Origin of the sequence: Rosenbergiella sp. YN46 (assembly GCF_036620675.1) — a bacterium.
Classification (GTDB): domain Bacteria; phylum Pseudomonadota; class Gammaproteobacteria; order Enterobacterales; family Enterobacteriaceae; genus Jejubacter.
In genome coordinates this window covers 51,697-65,898 of sequence record NZ_JAZHEE010000002.1, presented here as the reverse complement: position 1 = coordinate 65,898, position 14,202 = coordinate 51,697, and the positions used below count along the sequence as shown (strand labels likewise).

At 56.2% G+C, this 14,202-nt stretch carries 15 protein-coding genes and 1 other annotated feature; of the genes, 8 read left to right on the top strand and 7 right to left on the bottom strand.

The annotated features are described in order from the left end of the window. Both V3W49_RS01905 and V3W49_RS01900 read left to right on the top strand, forming a co-directional pair. A complete protein-coding gene (locus V3W49_RS01905) occupies positions 1-1,761 on the top strand; it encodes a GMC family oxidoreductase (RefSeq protein ID WP_500143345.1) in 1,761 nt (586 codons plus the stop codon). Beyond that, positions 1,758-2,978, top strand: a complete 1,221-nt coding sequence (locus V3W49_RS01900) for a cytochrome c (protein ID WP_500143344.1) — start codon at positions 1,758-1,760, stop codon at positions 2,976-2,978. The genes V3W49_RS01905 and V3W49_RS01900 overlap by 4 nt, the downstream gene beginning before the upstream one ends. Before the next feature lie 30 nt (positions 2,979-3,008). Here V3W49_RS01900 and sbmC read toward each other — a convergent pair whose 3' ends face one another. Both sbmC and dacD read right to left on the bottom strand, forming a co-directional pair. Continuing rightward, a complete protein-coding gene (gene sbmC / locus V3W49_RS01895) occupies positions 3,009-3,482 on the bottom strand; it encodes a DNA gyrase inhibitor SbmC (RefSeq protein ID WP_500143343.1) in 474 nt (157 codons plus the stop codon). 182 nt (positions 3,483-3,664) lie between these two features. Then, on the bottom strand, positions 3,665-4,825 hold the full coding sequence (gene dacD / locus V3W49_RS01890) for a serine-type D-Ala-D-Ala carboxypeptidase DacD (RefSeq protein WP_500143341.1): 1,161 nt from the start codon (positions 4,823-4,825) through the stop codon (positions 3,665-3,667). A 383-nt stretch (positions 4,826-5,208) separates the two neighbouring features. On the opposite strand from dacD, the gene V3W49_RS01885 reads away from it, so the two are divergent. Further along, a complete protein-coding gene (locus tag V3W49_RS01885; protein ID WP_500143339.1) occupies positions 5,209-5,484 on the top strand; it encodes a hypothetical protein in 276 nt (91 codons plus the stop codon). Positions 5,485-5,486: 2 nt separating this feature from the next. On the opposite strand, the gene V3W49_RS01880 is transcribed toward V3W49_RS01885, so the two are convergent. After that, positions 5,487-6,491 carry an acyltransferase family protein gene (locus V3W49_RS01880; protein WP_500143337.1) on the bottom strand — a complete coding sequence of 335 codons (1,005 nt, stop codon included), beginning with the start codon at positions 6,489-6,491 and terminating at the stop codon, positions 5,487-5,489. A 223-nt stretch (positions 6,492-6,714) separates the two neighbouring features. On the opposite strand from V3W49_RS01880, the gene sbcB reads away from it, so the two are divergent. Both sbcB and V3W49_RS01870 read left to right on the top strand, forming a co-directional pair. Next, positions 6,715-8,142 (top strand): exodeoxyribonuclease I, encoded by a 1,428-nt coding sequence (sbcB, locus tag V3W49_RS01875; RefSeq protein WP_500143336.1) that lies wholly within the window; start codon positions 6,715-6,717, stop codon positions 8,140-8,142. A gap of 54 nt (positions 8,143-8,196) precedes the next feature. Continuing rightward, positions 8,197-8,490, top strand: a complete 294-nt coding sequence (locus tag V3W49_RS01870; RefSeq protein WP_500143335.1) for a putative quinol monooxygenase — start codon at positions 8,197-8,199, stop codon at positions 8,488-8,490. A gap of 205 nt (positions 8,491-8,695) precedes the next feature. Here the strand turns inward: V3W49_RS01870 and V3W49_RS01865 are convergent, their stop codons facing one another. From V3W49_RS01865 to V3W49_RS01850, 4 genes are all read right to left on the bottom strand, one after another. Beyond that, positions 8,696-10,057, bottom strand: a complete 1,362-nt coding sequence (locus V3W49_RS01865; protein ID WP_500143334.1) for an APC family permease — start codon at positions 10,055-10,057, stop codon at positions 8,696-8,698. Between the two features lie 321 nt (positions 10,058-10,378). Then, positions 10,379-11,221 carry an SDR family oxidoreductase gene (locus V3W49_RS01860; protein WP_500143333.1) on the bottom strand — a complete coding sequence of 281 codons (843 nt, stop codon included), beginning with the start codon at positions 11,219-11,221 and terminating at the stop codon, positions 10,379-10,381. Positions 11,222-11,341: 120 nt separating this feature from the next. Next, the gene (locus V3W49_RS01855) at positions 11,342-11,665 is read right to left on the bottom strand and encodes an AzlD domain-containing protein (protein WP_500143332.1); all 324 of its coding nucleotides are present in this window, start codon (positions 11,663-11,665) and stop codon (positions 11,342-11,344) included. Beyond that, on the bottom strand, positions 11,665-12,327 hold the full coding sequence (locus tag V3W49_RS01850) for an AzlC family ABC transporter permease (protein ID WP_500143331.1): 663 nt from the start codon (positions 12,325-12,327) through the stop codon (positions 11,665-11,667). The genes V3W49_RS01855 and V3W49_RS01850 overlap by 1 nt, the downstream gene beginning before the upstream one ends. 127 nt (positions 12,328-12,454) lie before the next feature. Between V3W49_RS01850 and V3W49_RS01845 the strand changes: the two genes are divergently transcribed. The 3 genes from V3W49_RS01845 to hisG all read left to right on the top strand — a co-directional run bounded on the left by V3W49_RS01845 (position 12,455) and on the right by hisG (position 14,201). After that, entirely contained in the window at positions 12,455-13,003 is a 549-nt protein-coding gene (locus tag V3W49_RS01845; protein WP_500143329.1) for a helix-turn-helix domain-containing protein, read from the top strand. A gap of 101 nt (positions 13,004-13,104) precedes the next feature. Beyond that, the gene (gene hisL, locus V3W49_RS01840; RefSeq protein ID WP_004899375.1) at positions 13,105-13,155 is read left to right on the top strand and encodes a his operon leader peptide; all 51 of its coding nucleotides are present in this window, start codon (positions 13,105-13,107) and stop codon (positions 13,153-13,155) included. Beyond that, positions 13,131-13,255: a sequence feature (His leader region), on the top strand. Its footprint overlaps the gene before it by 25 nt. Before the next feature lie 46 nt (positions 13,256-13,301). Continuing rightward, the gene (gene hisG, locus V3W49_RS01835; RefSeq protein WP_500143328.1) at positions 13,302-14,201 is read left to right on the top strand and encodes an ATP phosphoribosyltransferase; all 900 of its coding nucleotides are present in this window, start codon (positions 13,302-13,304) and stop codon (positions 14,199-14,201) included. The last annotated feature ends 1 nt before the right edge of the window (position 14,202 follow it).

The window sequence follows — 14,202 nt, the reverse complement described above, 5'->3', positions numbered from 1 at the left end:
ATGGCAAAAAAACTTCCTGAAACCGACGTGGTGGTGGTGGGCCTGGGCTGGGCTGGCTCCATCATCGCCAAAGAGCTGGCCGATGAAGGCCTGCGGGTGGTCGGTATTGAACGAGGCCCGTGGCGCGACACCGCCCGTGACTTTAACGTGGCCACAGTACCGGACGAACTGCGCTACGTGCAGCGCCAGGAACTGATGCTGCGCACCCGCCAGAACACCTGCACCATGCGTAACAACCCCTCCCAGACCGCATTACCTATGCGCAGCTGGGGCTCGTTCCACCCGGGCAACGGTACCGGCGGCGCGGGCAACCACTGGGCGGGTATCACCTTTCGTTTTCAACCAGAAGAGTTCCGTCTGAAGAGCCACCTGCAGGAACGCTATGGCAGTATTCCCGAAGAGCTGGTTCTGCAGGACTGGGGCACCACCTGGGAAGAGATGGAACCGCACTATATGGCTTTTGAACGGGTCGCGGGCACATCCGGTAAGGCCGGTATTCTGAATGGCGAGAAGCAGGAAGGTGGTAACCCCTTCGAAGGCACTCGCTCCGGCGAATATCCAACGCCGCCGTTAAAACAGCCCTATGGCCCCACGCTGTTCGCCGAGGCGGCCAAAGATCTGGGCTATTCTCCCTTCCCGGTTCCCTCTTCCCTGGTTTCCGAAGGCTACACCAACCCCTATGGCGTAGTGATGGGCCCCTGCACCTTCTGCGGGTTCTGCACCAACTACGGCTGTGCCAACTATTCCAAGGCCAGCGCTATCACCACCGTACTGCCGGCGCTGATGCGCCAGCCTAATTTCGAAGCCCGCACCTTCTGTGAAGTGCTGAAAGTCAATACCGACAGCAGCGGCAAACGCGCCACTGGCGTCACCTATATCGACTCCTCCGGCGATGAGTGGGAACAGCCCGCATCGCTTGTGATCGTTGCCGCCTTTACCTTTGAGAACGTGCGACTGATGTTGCTTTCGGGCATTGGTAAACCATACGATCCGGTCACCAATAGCGGTACCACCGGTCGTAACTACGCCTACCAGACCGCCAACGGCGTGACCCTGTTCTTCGACGACAAGAAGTTCAATCCGTTTATCGGGGCCGGGGCTGTCGGTATGGGCATCGACGACTTTAACAATGACAACTTCGACCACAGCGGCCTGGGCTTCTTTGGCGGCGGCAGCATTCGCGTGACCCCTATCGGCGGCGCGCCTATCGCCTATCATCCCACTCCGCCGGGTTCCCCGAAATGGGGTAAGGGCTGGAAGAAAGCCATGGTGGATAACTACCAGAGCACCATGTCTATCGGCTGCGAGGCCAGCAGTTACACCACTCGTACCAATTACCTCTCCCTCGATCCCAACTACAAGGATCGTCTGGGGAGACCATTGCTGCGCATCACCTTCGACTTCCCGGAAAACGATCTCAAGATGGCGCAGTACTGCACCAATAAAGTGGCGGAGATCGCCAAAGCGATGAACCCGCGCGAGATAGTCTCTAAGCCGATGACTGGCCACTGGAACAGCGTGCCTTATCAGTCCTCCCACGTGGTAGGCGGCTTCATTATGGGCGCCGACCCTTCCACCAGTTCCGTGAATAAGCATCTCCAGGTCTGGGATGTGCCGAACCTGTTTGTGGTGGGGGCGTCCGCCTTCCCGCAGAACCCGGGTTATAACCCAACCGGCACCGTGGGCGCGCTGGCCTATAAAGCCGCGTTCTCCATCCGCAATTTCTATCTGAAGCATCCGGGGGAGATGATTAACGTATGAAACGTTTAGCACTGTCGTTGCTCGCCGTCTCTTGCCTGGCAGCCTCTGCCCAGGCGCTGGCTCAGCCGGAATTTGATCAGGTTGAAAAAGGACGCTACCTGGCAACCATAGGTGACTGCGCCGCCTGCCACACGGCCGATCCCGACAAACCCTTCGCCGGTGGAGTGGCGTTAAAAACACCGTTCGGTACCCTGGTCGGCGCCAATATCACACCGGATAAAGAGACCGGCATCGGTAACTGGAGCTATGACGACTTCCGCCGCACCATGTCGGAAGGCATCGGCCACGGCGGTAAGCGACTGTATGGCGCCATGCCCTTTACCGCCTACACCAAAGTTTCCGATGAGGATAACCGTGCCATTTGGGCTTACCTGCAAACCCTGACGCCTGTGAAGCAGCACGTTGAAACCAACCAGCTGCCCTTCCCGTTCAGCGTACGTACCAGCCTGATTGGCTGGAACTGGCTGAACTTCGACAAAGGGGAATACCAGCCCGATATGTCGAAGTCTGCTGAATGGAACCGCGGGGCCTACATCGTGCAGGGCCTCGGCCACTGCGGCACCTGCCACACGCCTAAAAACGTGCTGGGCGGTGACAAGAACGACCAGTTCCTGCAGGGCGCCGAAGTGGAAAACTGGTGGGCGCCCAACATTACCGCCGCCAACCATGACGGCATTGGCCGCTGGAGCGTCCAGGACATTAAGGACTACCTGCGTACCGGAGTAAACCGCTACGACATCGCCTCCGGGCCGATGGCCGAAGAGGTGAAGAATTCTTCGCAGCACTGGAACGATGATGACCTGCAGGCCGTGGCGGTTTATCTGAAATCCCTTAAGCAGGATAACGAACAGCCGCCTGCCCCGCTGAAGCCTGAAGAGCCACAGATGGTCACCGGTAAAGCGATCTACTTTGATCGCTGCTCCGCGTGCCATACTTCTTCCGGCAAAGGCGTACAGCATATCTTCCCGCAACTGGCGGACAGCCCGCTTATCAACGCCAAAGAGCCGGTTTCTTTAATGCGCGTTGTACTGGCCGGCAGCCGCGGCGTGGATACGCCGCATCGCCCAACCGCACCAGCTATGCCGGCTTTCGCAGCTACCATGACCGACAGCCAAATTGCCGACGTGCTGACTTACGTTCGCAACAGCTGGGGCAACGCGGCGCCCGCCGTTAGCGCCAGCGACGTTCAGAAGATGCGCGAAAAGCTGAAAGAATAATACCGCCCCGGGGAGCTTCGGCTCCCCTCTTTATTCCGCCTGCGTTACCGCAACCGGAATATACATTTCGATATCCCATACGCCATTGCTTCCGTCGCTAAGATAAATTTCAAACACCGGCCCTTCTCTGAGCGAATGCGCTCCATCACCAGAAACCGCCGTGAAGAAGTTAAGCCATGGCATGCTAAAATCACCATCCGCGACCTGTACCCTGGCCACGGCAAACAGGCCCGCCGCCAGCCGGGTTTTAGTCACCCCTTCGCTATTGGGCGGCACCTCAAACGCTGGCTCAACCGATATCATGGTATCGCAGCGTAGCGCTTCCGGCGGCGTGAGCTCCGGGTTACCAAAGTAAACTGCGATCCACTCCCTGGGGACTAACTGCCTGGTGGCAACCCAGGCCTGGAGCTGTTCAAAGCCCTTCGGCACCGTCTTTTCCCAGGGGCCGACCAGATGAAATCCCGCCAGCGTACGTTCTGCAACCTGTTGAATTTGATACTGCATAATAGCCTCCATATATCACCACTGTAAATTTATACAGATCAATATCAGAGTCCAAAATAGCGTGCAAGACAGACCAATGGCATCCTGTGATGCCGATTCCATAATAGTGGTGAAAAAGCAGACAGAAGAAAAGCCAGAAGCAATATGGGCGGGAAGAATCCCGCCCGATAAGGCAATCCGAATCAGGGTTTACGGAACCAGTCGCTAATGCGTGAAAACAGGCCGCCCTTATTTACCGCTTCCAGCGTCACCAGAGGCATTCTGGCTACCTCTTTATCGCCGTTATAAAGTTCAATGTCGCCAATCTGCTGGTGAGCCTTGATTGGCGCTTCCAGCGTCGGCGTATCCAGCACGTACTTCGCTTTAATGCCGGAAACCTGGCTTTTCGGCAGCGCCATCCAGAAATCACGATCCGGCCCCACGCCGATCTTCTCTTTATCGCCGTACCAGACGCGCTCCTTACCCACCTGGTTGCCGCTTTGCATTACCCGAACCGTATCGAAATTATCCTGGCCCCAGTGCAACAGTTTGCGGGCCTGCTCTTCGCGCCCTTTCGAGCTGTCGGCGCCCATCACAACGGCAATCAGCCGACGGTGTCCATCTACGCTGGAAGCGATAATATTAAAACCCGCTCCTGAGGTATGGCCGGTTTTCAGTCCATCCACCTTCAGCGATTTATCCCATAACAACCCATTACGGTTGTACTGCGTGATGCCGTTCCAGGTCAGGCTTTTCTCGCTGTACATATGATAAAACTCCGGTTCTCCGTGGATAATCGCCCGCGATAGCAGGGCCAGGTCCCACGCCGAACTGTGCTGACCCGGGGCATCCAGCCCGTGTACGGTTTCGAAGTGAGTATCGTTGAGTCCCAACTTTTGAACATAGTCATTCATCATCCGCACGAACTGCTGTTCGCCGCCGGCGACGTGGTCGGCCAGCGCCACGCAGGCATCATTGCCGGAATCGACAATCAGACCGCGGCTGAGATCGCGTACCGTCACTTTATCGCCGGGTTTAAGAAACATCAGAGAGGAGCCATTAAACACCGGATTCCCCTGGGCCCAGGCGTCTTTACCAACGGTAACCACATCATCCGGAGAAATACGCTGACTATCGATAGCGCGATCCACCACATAGCCGGTCATCAGTTTGGTCAGGCTGGCGGGATTACGCTGCTGGTGGGGATTACCGGAAGTCAGCACCTGACCGGTAGTGTAATCCATCAATACCCAGGAACCGGCCTGGATTTGTGGCGGCAGCGGCTGTGCCGGCGCCTCCGCTGCCGTGGCGGACTGAACGCAGCAGGAAACAAAAGAAGCAGCAAGAATAAGGCGGAATTTCAACGGCATGTCCTCAGTGACTACAAAAAACGTCGCCTGTTTTACGGAACTTCGTATTACGGTGCAGCGGCAAATTGCAAGAAAGTATGACAGCAGTCTAAAAATTCAACGGTTACTGGCGGTAAGGCGGCAAAGATAGTAGGCGAGATACGTACAATATGGTTAGTCACTCAGCGCGTTATCCGGAATTATTGAACGATCGCCATATACTTAAAACCCTACCGGAAGTGTTATTTCAGCGTTTTGTTGCCATAAAATAACAAGCGGCGTGTTACATAAAGTGGCATAATAACCAACCTGATGATGCACAAATGGCCACAAATTCGCCGGTTGTTTGTTGTATATTGATGTCCGTTGTAGAAGTAGCGATAACGACAGGAATACCAATGATTAAAAAAATTGCCATTACGGCCTGCGCTTTGGCGCTTTGTGCATGCTCCTCTGCCGGAAAGATCTCTGATATTGATACCGGAATGTCCAAACAGCAAATAATCTCAAAGCTCGGAAATCCCGATAAGTCTTATTCCAAAAATGAACTGGAAGTGCTGACTTATTTAAATCGTAAACCCAAAACATTCAGTTTCGAGCGCGAAGATTATCAGGTGGTTCTGATTAACAATACCGCAGCAGAAATAACGCCCACCAGCAAACTGAACAAATAATCTTATCCTTTTGCTTCCTTCTGGCCGCGCGCTCTTTCCCGCGGGGCCAGAACCAACCCCACCAGCGCTATCCAGCCATCCACCAGCCGTTTTACGCCATCGCGCGACAGCAGCCAGGTCAGCACCGTTGCGGCCACCAGTGCAGCCAGTGCGACCTGCCAGGACATACTAAGTTTCTGAACAGCACCCCACAGCAGATATTTCACCACCAGACCGTGCAGGGCGTAGATAAATAACGTACGGGTGCCAATTTTCGCCAGCGGTCGCAGCCACCACGTCAGGGCGCAAAAGGCGTAGATGCACAGTCCGGCCAGCAGATAATGACCCATCCGCATTATCGCGGCTTCGCGTAACCCCTCGTCCAGCGCCGGGAAAGCGCTACTGCCGTACAGCAGCGCGGTGCCAAACCGGTCGCCGAACAGATAACTCAGCAACAGTATCAACGCGCCCGCACAGGCGGCTTTCAGGTTGAAGAAGTTCTCCAGCCGCAGACGTGAAGAGGCCGCGGCCTGCACGCCGGCAATATAAAACGGAAAGAAGACCAGGGTTCGCATAATGCCGAACACGTAACCGTCGAAGTCGACAAAAGAGACAGCCACCGATACAGCAACGGAGATGCCAAGCGCAAAACGTAACCGCATAAATAAAGGCGTTAACAACTTCCAGAAAATAAGGCTATACAGATACCACAGTATCCAGTTTGGCGCGCCGTTTTTAATATAGCTGGATACATCACGATAAATAATCAATTCGGCCAGTTCATAGAGCAAACTGAGCGCAACAAACGGAATTATCAGCTTATAGAAAATTGTCTGATAATTAACCGAAAAGCGTTCTTTGCTCACATAGCCATTCAGGAAGATAAACGCCGGCATATGGAACAGATACAGGAAATCGTAAATGCGGGACAGCAGCGGTGAATCAGGGGCTGCGGCTTCGATAATATGACCAAAGACCACCAGAAAAATAAGGGATGCTTTAATGCTATCCAGTCGATAATCCCGCATCACGCTCCCCCTCGCAGGCCCAATTTCACTCAGCATCTATCCTGGCACAGCCGTTTCACAATTTCACGGTACCCAGGGCATTATCCGTCGATTCCTGGTTTGGATTTAGCCAGGCGGAATAAATAGCGCTATTGCTGCCGCGACGGTTTCGGTTGCGGTGAGATCTGGTTTACCATACTCCAGTCTGATTTCAGCCGCGTACCCCCAGGAGCATAGCGATACCGTGGATAAAAAAGCCGAGCAGCCAACCTTCCTTTTTCATGACTATGAAACCTTCGGCACCCATCCGGCGCTGGATCGCCCGGCACAGTTCGCCGCTATCCGTACCGACGCGCAGTTCAATATTATCGGCGAGCCGGAGGTTTTTTACTGTAAACCGGCGGACGACTATCTGCCGACGCCGGAAGCGGTGCTGATCACCGGGATTACGCCCCAACAGGCGCTGACGCGTGGCGATAACGAAGCACAATTTGCGCAGCGCATCCACTCTCTTTTCACCGTGCCGAACACCTGCGTGCTGGGCTATAACAACATACGCTTCGACGATGAAGTCACCCGCAATATCTTCTATCGCAACTTCTTCGATCCCTACGCCTGGAGCTGGCAGCACAACAACTCACGCTGGGATCTACTGGATGTAATGCGCGCCTGCTATGCCCTGCGCCCGGATGGCATCATCTGGCCGGAAAACGACGACGGTCTGCCGAGCTTCCGGCTGGAACATCTGACCGCCGCCAACGGAGTAGAGCACGCCAACGCGCACGACGCGATGGCAGACGTTTATGCCACCATCGCTATGGCGAAACTGGTAAAAAGTCGCCAGCCGCGGCTGTTCGACTACCTGTACAGTCACCGCAATAAGCGCAAGCTGGCGACCCTGATCGATATCCCTCAAATGAAACCGCTGGTTCACGTTTCCGGCATGTTCGGTGCCTGGCGCGGCAACACCAGTTGGGTCGCGCCGCTGGCCTGGCATCCCGATAACCGCAATGCGGTGATTATGGTGGATCTGGCCGGCGACATCGCGCCGCTGCTGGAGTTAGATGTCGACACCCTGCGCGAACGCCTCTACACACCAAAAGCCGAGCTGGGCGATGTATCGCCAGTGCCGGTAAAGCTGGTGCACCTGAATAAGTGTCCGGTACTGGCGCCAGGCAGTACGCTGCGCCCCGAAGACGCTGAACGTCTGGGCATTAACCGTCAGCAGTGTCTGGACAACCTGAAAACCCTGCGCGCCTCGCCGCAGGTGCGTGAAAAGGTGGTGGCGCTGTTCGCCGAAGCGCCACCGTTTCCGCCCCAAAGCAATGTAGACGCACAGCTGTACGACGGTTTTTTCAGCGATGCCGATCGCACCGCAATGGCTATCGTGCGTGAAACCGCGCCGCAAAATCTGCCGGCCCTGGATATTACCTTTGCCGATCCGCGTATCGAGAAACTGATGTTTAATTACCGGGCCCGCAATTTCCCGGGAACTCTGGATGAAGCGGAACAGCTGCGCTGGCTGGAACACCGCCGGGAAATCTTCACCCCTGAAGCGCTGCAAGGCTACGCCACACACCTTCAGGAACTATGGCAACAGCACGATGGCGATACCGATAAACAGAACCTGCTGAAGGCGCTGTGGCAGTACGTTGAAGAGCTGGCCGGATAAAAAGCGGCTACGCTTATGACTGAGTCCTTCTTGATACCTGACAGGAGTATAAGAATGAGCGAAGTCAAAGTTGTGGCCCTGATCGTGGCAAAACCAGAGTATCGCGAGGCGGTCGGCAAAGCGACCAGGGCAATGCTGAAACCCAGCCGCAGCGAGCCGGGCTGTATTCAGTACGATCTGCATGAAGAGCAAGACAACCCCGGCCACTTCGTGTTTCTTGAGCGCTGGAAGTCGGCCCAGGCGCTGGAGGAGCATATGGCGATGCCCTACCACGACGACTTCCTGGCGGAGTTAGGCGGCAAGCTCGAAAAACTGGAAGTGAAAAAGCTGACTGATATTGAGGGGTAAAAAAAGGGGGCCACTTCGGCGCCCTGAAGCGGTTGTCAAACCAGGGCCGAACACATTCGGCCCGCATCGCGTGACAAATAAAATAAGGAAAATCAGTTCGCTGATTTTCGGCTGATAGCCACCAAGAGGAAAAACCACGTTTTTTCCTCTTGGTTATCAAAACAAAGGGCGCCGCTTAGGCGCCCTTCTATACTCTGCCCGCTCTTTACTGAGCGATATCCTCGTACTGCGGAACCGGATTGCGGAAGCTACGGGTCACGCAGGCCAGATAGATAAGACCAATAGCCGCCCAGATAAGCCCCAGCACCATAGAACTCTCTTCCAGATTCACCCACAGCGCCCCTACCGTCAGCGCGCCGCAGATCGGCAGTACCAGATAGTTGATATGATCCTTCAGCGTCTTGTTACGCTTTTCGCGGATCCAGAACTGGGAGATCACCGACAGGTTTACAAAGGTGAAGGCCACCAGCGCGCCAAAGTTAATCAGCGCCGTAGCGGTAACCAGGTCGAAATTAATCGCCAGCAGCGCGATGGCGCCGACCAGTAGCACGTTGAGCGCCGGCGTACGCCAGGTCGGATGAATGTAGCCGAAGAAGCGGGTCGGGAACACGCCGTCGCGCCCCATCACGTACATCAGGCGCGATACGCCCGCATGTGCCGCCATACCGGAAGCCAGTACGGTGATGCTGGAAAAGATCAGCACGCCGAACTGAAAGGCGTGCCCCGCCACATACAGCATAATCTCAGGCTGAGAGGCATCCGGATCCTTAAAGCGCGAGATATCCGGGAAGTAAAGCTGCAGGAAGTAGGAAGCGCCGATAAACACCAGGCCGCCGATCAGCGCGGTCAGGAAAATCGCCTTCGGAATCACGCGCTCGGCGTCTTTAGTCTCTTCCGACAGCGAGCTGATGCCGTCGAAGCCCAGAAACGAGAAGCACAAAATAGTGGCGCCGGTGATCATCGGCACCACCTGGGCGTTATCGTCCCAGAACGGACGCGAGCTCACCAGGGTACCGGCACCTTCGCCATGAGCCACGCCCCACACTACCAGAGCGACAATCACCGCCACGATAGCCAGCTGCAAAATCACGATAAGCGTGTTGAAATTCGCCACGGTCTTGATGCTGCGCAGGTTAGAGACGGTCATAAAGCCCACCAGCGCCACCACGAAGATCCATGACGGAACCGAAGGCACCAGCGCTTCAAAATAGATTTTCGCCAGCAGAATATTGATCATCGGCATGAACAGGTAGTCCAGCAGCGATGACCAGCCCACCATAAATCCAACCGTCGGGCTGATAGACTTCTGGGCATAGGTATAGGCCGAACCAGCGGACGGGAAGCGGCGAACCAGCTTACCGTAGCTCAGCGCGGTAAAGAGGATGGCAATCAGTGCGAAGGCGTAGGCGGTGGCGACATGACCGTGGGTCAGGCCGGACACAATGCCAAACGTATCGAACAGTGTCATAGGCTGCATATAGGCAAGGCCCATCATTACAACCGGAATCAGCGTAAGGCTCTTACGCAATTCCACGCGGGAAGAAGTAGCGGTGACGTTATGCGACATGGTTATATCCCCCTGACGCAAAAGCGAAAAATTGCACCATCTTAGTATTCCTCGGCGACACGTTTGTCGTGCTTTTTAAAGTAAGTATCTATCCGGTACTGAGCCCGGCCTCTTTTATGAAATTAACTGTGCTACATGCAAAAAAATAACCGACGCTATTTTTAACGTCGGTTAATCTCTCGTTTGCAGGGCGCGTATTTTGCACCAGAAAATAGCCGGATGACAAGATGAAAAAGCGGCAATCGGGCAATTCTTTTTTGACTAAAAATGCCCCCCTGGCGAAACGCCCTGCCATCAGGCGCCACGAGGGGTCAGACAGGTTCAGTCTAAAGCATTTTCCGGATCCAGCGGCATCCGTTCCGGGTCGGGATAGCGGTAGTGAAAACCCAGCTCCCGGCAGATTAAATTACCATCCACCTGCTTGCCGGTGCCGCCGTTCGCATTGTCGCTAAATAACGGCGTCGGAAGATTCAGTTGACGGCTCATCAGGGGGTAGAAACGACTGCGGGTCGGATGCCCCGGCGCGCTAAGGTTATACAGGCGCCCACCGCCCCGGGTTTCCAGCAGCAGTTCGATAGCCGCTACAGCATCTTCCAGGTGCACCAGGTTGACCACATGGTTACCGTGGGGTGCGCGTTTACCGGCGAAAAAGCGCCCGGGGTGACGCTCCGGCCCCACCAGCCCGGACAGGCGCAGAATATCCACCGAGGTGCCGGGCAGGTCGTGCAACCAGTGCTCCAGTTCGCGCAACATACGACCGCTCTCGCTGACCGGATTCAACGGTGAAGCTTCCGTCACCACCCCTTCGGCATCGCCATAAACCGAGGTGGAGCTGATAAAGATAATATGCCCAATACCCTGCGCCAGAGCGCTGTCGACAATCTCCTGTACCGCCAGCAGGTAAAAATCCTGCCCTTCTCCGCTGCGGCGGGCCGGCAGCGTAATCACCAGCGCATCCACGGCGAGCAGCGCTTCAAGATCATCACTATCGCATTCAAGCTCCGGTGTTAGCTGCAACAGATAGCTTTCCAGCCCGCACATCCGCGCCGCCTCTACGCCATCCTCCGTGGTCTTGGTGCCGGTAACCTGCCAGCCTTTACTCATCAGGGATAGCGCCAGCGGCATCCCCAGCCATCCTAATCCGACAATCGCGACCTTTTTCATGCTTTACACTCCTTTTCTGAAGGAAGCTTGCTGAACGACTGCATTAAGGCTACGCCAGCTCCGCGGAACTGACAATTATCAGCCTGAACACCGGGTCAACGAGCAGCTATATAGTCGGCATCAGCTCAGGCCCAGATAGCGTAATCCGGCCGTGACCACGGCGGCGGCCACAATCACCACGATCAGCGGCGCCTTGCGCCAGGCGAGGAACACCGCCACCAGTACGCCCGCCACCCGGGCCATGCCCGCGAAATGATCGCTCTCATAAATGGTGGCCGCCAGCGCCACGGAAAACAGCAGCGTGGTGGCGGCATCAGATAGCAGCGCCTGAGCGCGTTCCGAAAAGACCAGCCGGTTGCCCAGCACGGCGCCGGAATAGCGCATCAGCCAGGTACCCGCCGCCAGAATCGCGATACCGATAATAATCATCAGAGTATCCGACACTATTTCCTCCTTGCCAGTAAGCCCAGCATCGATAACAGTACCGGCAGGCCGGCCGGCGTAAAGGGCACGGCGGCCAGCGAAATTACTGCCCCCGCGCTGGCGCGTACCAGCGTGGTGCGTTTCTTAAAGGCCGGGATCACCAGCGCCAGCAAAATCGCCGGGAATACCGCGTCAAGACCGATGGTTTCCGGAGCAGGCAGGAAATTGCCGACGCCGCCACCGAGCGTAACACCTAACGGCCAGACGATCGCGACGCCAAGCCCGCACAGCCAGTAGGCGGCCCTGCGCTTTTCCAGCGTCGGCTGCGACATGCCGAACACCACGCTTTCATCATTCATAATATGGCAGCCCAGTAGCGCCCCCAGCCGCCCCCCGACCAGCTCGCGAACCGCGACGCCGAACGGAATATGACGGGCGTTCACCAGCAGCCCCGCCAGCGCCGCGGTAATCGGGCTGCCGCCGCTGGCGATAATCGCCACGAACATAAATTCCGACGCCCCCGCCAGCACCATGATAGAAGAGACCACCGGCACCCACAGCGCAAAGCCATAGGCCAGCGCCAGTGAGCCATAAGAGACGCCGACAATCCCCACGGCCAGACAAACCAGGACGATCGCCTTCTTAGTCTCGCCCGGCAGACAGGCGAAACGCTGAGTGAACATAAATAACCTCAATAGATTCTTCACCGAACGGAAGTCTCCATTATAATGAACACAGCGCTACTAATTATCAAGATGAACGTTACGTTCATTTAAACGAACATTCAGTCTCAGGAATGATGGAGTTTTCATGACCCAACCGATCCGCGTCATCGCTCAGAGCCTGGTCCGGGAGCGGGAACGCGCAGGGCTGTCGCTTAGCGAGGTCGCCCGACGCGCCGGCATCGCCAAATCCACGCTGTCGCAGCTGGAAGCCGGTCACGGTAATCCCAGTCTCGAAACCCTTTGGTCGCTGTGCGTAGCCCTGAATATCCCCTTTGCCCAGTTGCTTGAGCACCAGCAGGCTCCCACCCGGGTGCTGCGCTGTGGGGAGGGCACCCGAATCACAGCGGAATACTCGAACTATCTGGCGATATTACTGGCTAACTGCCCACCCGGAGCCCGGCGCGACATCTATCAGCTGGTAGTTCAGCCCGGCGCCGATCGCCTGTCGCCTCCCCACCCGCCGGGTTCGGTGGAACATATGATTATTACCCGCGGCCGGGCGCTGCTGGGACTGACCGAAGCCCCCGAAGAGCTGGGCCCCGGTGACTATATTTGCTATCCGGCGGATCGCGAACATCTGTTCCGCGCCCTGGAACCGGATACCATGGCGATCATGGTCTCGGAACAGAATTAATTCCCGCACATTGTTTCGCGAAAAAAGCGCTTGCGTTCCGCGTTCAAACTGGTTTAGGGTAAGTGTCACAGGTTATGAATAATCATTCAGACGAGATTGCTATGAACCGCGTTCAGTTTAAACATCACCATCATCACCATCATCCTGACTAGTCTTTCAGGCGATGTGTGCTGGAAGACATTCAGATCTTCCAGTGGTGCAGAACGCGAGACAGAGAGCCCCCGGAAGATCGCCTTCCGGGGGCTTTTTTTATTGCGCGGTTTCAGCAGAAATATTGACGAATCAGAGGTAGAGCACAATGTCAGACAACACCCGTTTACGCATAGCTATTCAGAAATCAGGCCGTTTAAGTGATGATTCACGCGAATTACTGGCCCGCTGCGGCATTAAGGTGAATCTGCACACCCAGCGCCTGATCGCTCTGGCGGAGAATATGCCCATCGATATTCTGCGGGTGCGGGATGACGATATTCCAGGCCTGGTGATGGATGGCGTAGTAGACCTTGGCATCATCGGCGAAAACGTGCTGGAAGAAGAGTTGCTCAGCCGCCGCGCCCAGGGCGAAGACCCTCGCTACTTCACCCTGCGGCGCCTGGACTTCGGCGGTTGCCGTCTGTCGCTGGCCGCACCGCAGGACGAACCCTGGGACGGTATCGCCTCCCTCGCGAACAAACGGATCGCCACCTCCTACCCGCACCTGCTGAAACGCTATCTCGATCAAAAACAGATTCCATTTAAATCCTGCCTGCTGAATGGCTCCGTTGAAGTGGCTCCCCGCGCCGGGCTGGCCGACGCCATCTGCGATCTGGTCTCTACCGGCGCCACGCTTGAAGCCAACGGGCTGCGCGAAGTTGAAGTCATCTACCGCTCCAGAGCCTGCCTGATTCAGCGCGACGGCGACATGCCGGATAACAAACAGCTGCTTATCGACAAGCTTCAGACCCGTATTCAGGGAGTTATCCAGGCCCGGGAATCCAAATACATAATGCTGCACGCGCCCAGCGAGCGGCTGGAAGAAGTAGTGGCACTGCTGCCCGGCGCCGAGCGCCCCACCATTTTGCCGCTGGCCGGCGATAAGCAGCGAGTAGCTATGCATATGGTCAGCAGCGAAACCCTGTTCTGGGAAACCATGGAAAAACTGAAGGCGCTGGGCGCCAGCTCAATCCTGGTCCTGCCAATTGAAAAGATGATGGAGTAAC

Coding starts and splice junctions, on each gene's coding strand:
- V3W49_RS01865 (WP_500143334.1), bottom strand. CDS start 10,057: ATGTCGCATAACGTCACCGCTACTTCTTCCCGCGTGGAATTGCGTAAG.
- V3W49_RS01900 (WP_500143344.1), top strand. CDS start 1,758: ATGAAACGTTTAGCACTGTCGTTGCTCGCCGTCTCTTGCCTGGCAGCC.
- V3W49_RS01885 (WP_500143339.1), top strand. CDS start 5,209: ATGATTAAAAAAATTGCCATTACGGCCTGCGCTTTGGCGCTTTGTGCA.
- V3W49_RS01850 (WP_500143331.1), bottom strand. CDS start 12,327: ATGTTCACTCAGCGTTTCGCCTGTCTGCCGGGCGAGACTAAGAAGGCG.
- V3W49_RS01905 (WP_500143345.1), top strand. CDS start 1: ATGGCAAAAAAACTTCCTGAAACCGACGTGGTGGTGGTGGGCCTGGGC.
- sbmC (WP_500143343.1), bottom strand. CDS start 3,482: ATGCAGTATCAAATTCAACAGGTTGCAGAACGTACGCTGGCGGGATTT.
- V3W49_RS01860 (WP_500143333.1), bottom strand. CDS start 11,221: ATGAAAAAGGTCGCGATTGTCGGATTAGGATGGCTGGGGATGCCGCTG.
- V3W49_RS01845 (WP_500143329.1), top strand. CDS start 12,455: ATGACCCAACCGATCCGCGTCATCGCTCAGAGCCTGGTCCGGGAGCGG.
- V3W49_RS01870 (WP_500143335.1), top strand. CDS start 8,197: ATGAGCGAAGTCAAAGTTGTGGCCCTGATCGTGGCAAAACCAGAGTAT.
- V3W49_RS01880 (WP_500143337.1), bottom strand. CDS start 6,491: ATGCGGGATTATCGACTGGATAGCATTAAAGCATCCCTTATTTTTCTG.
- hisG (WP_500143328.1), top strand. CDS start 13,302: ATGTCAGACAACACCCGTTTACGCATAGCTATTCAGAAATCAGGCCGT.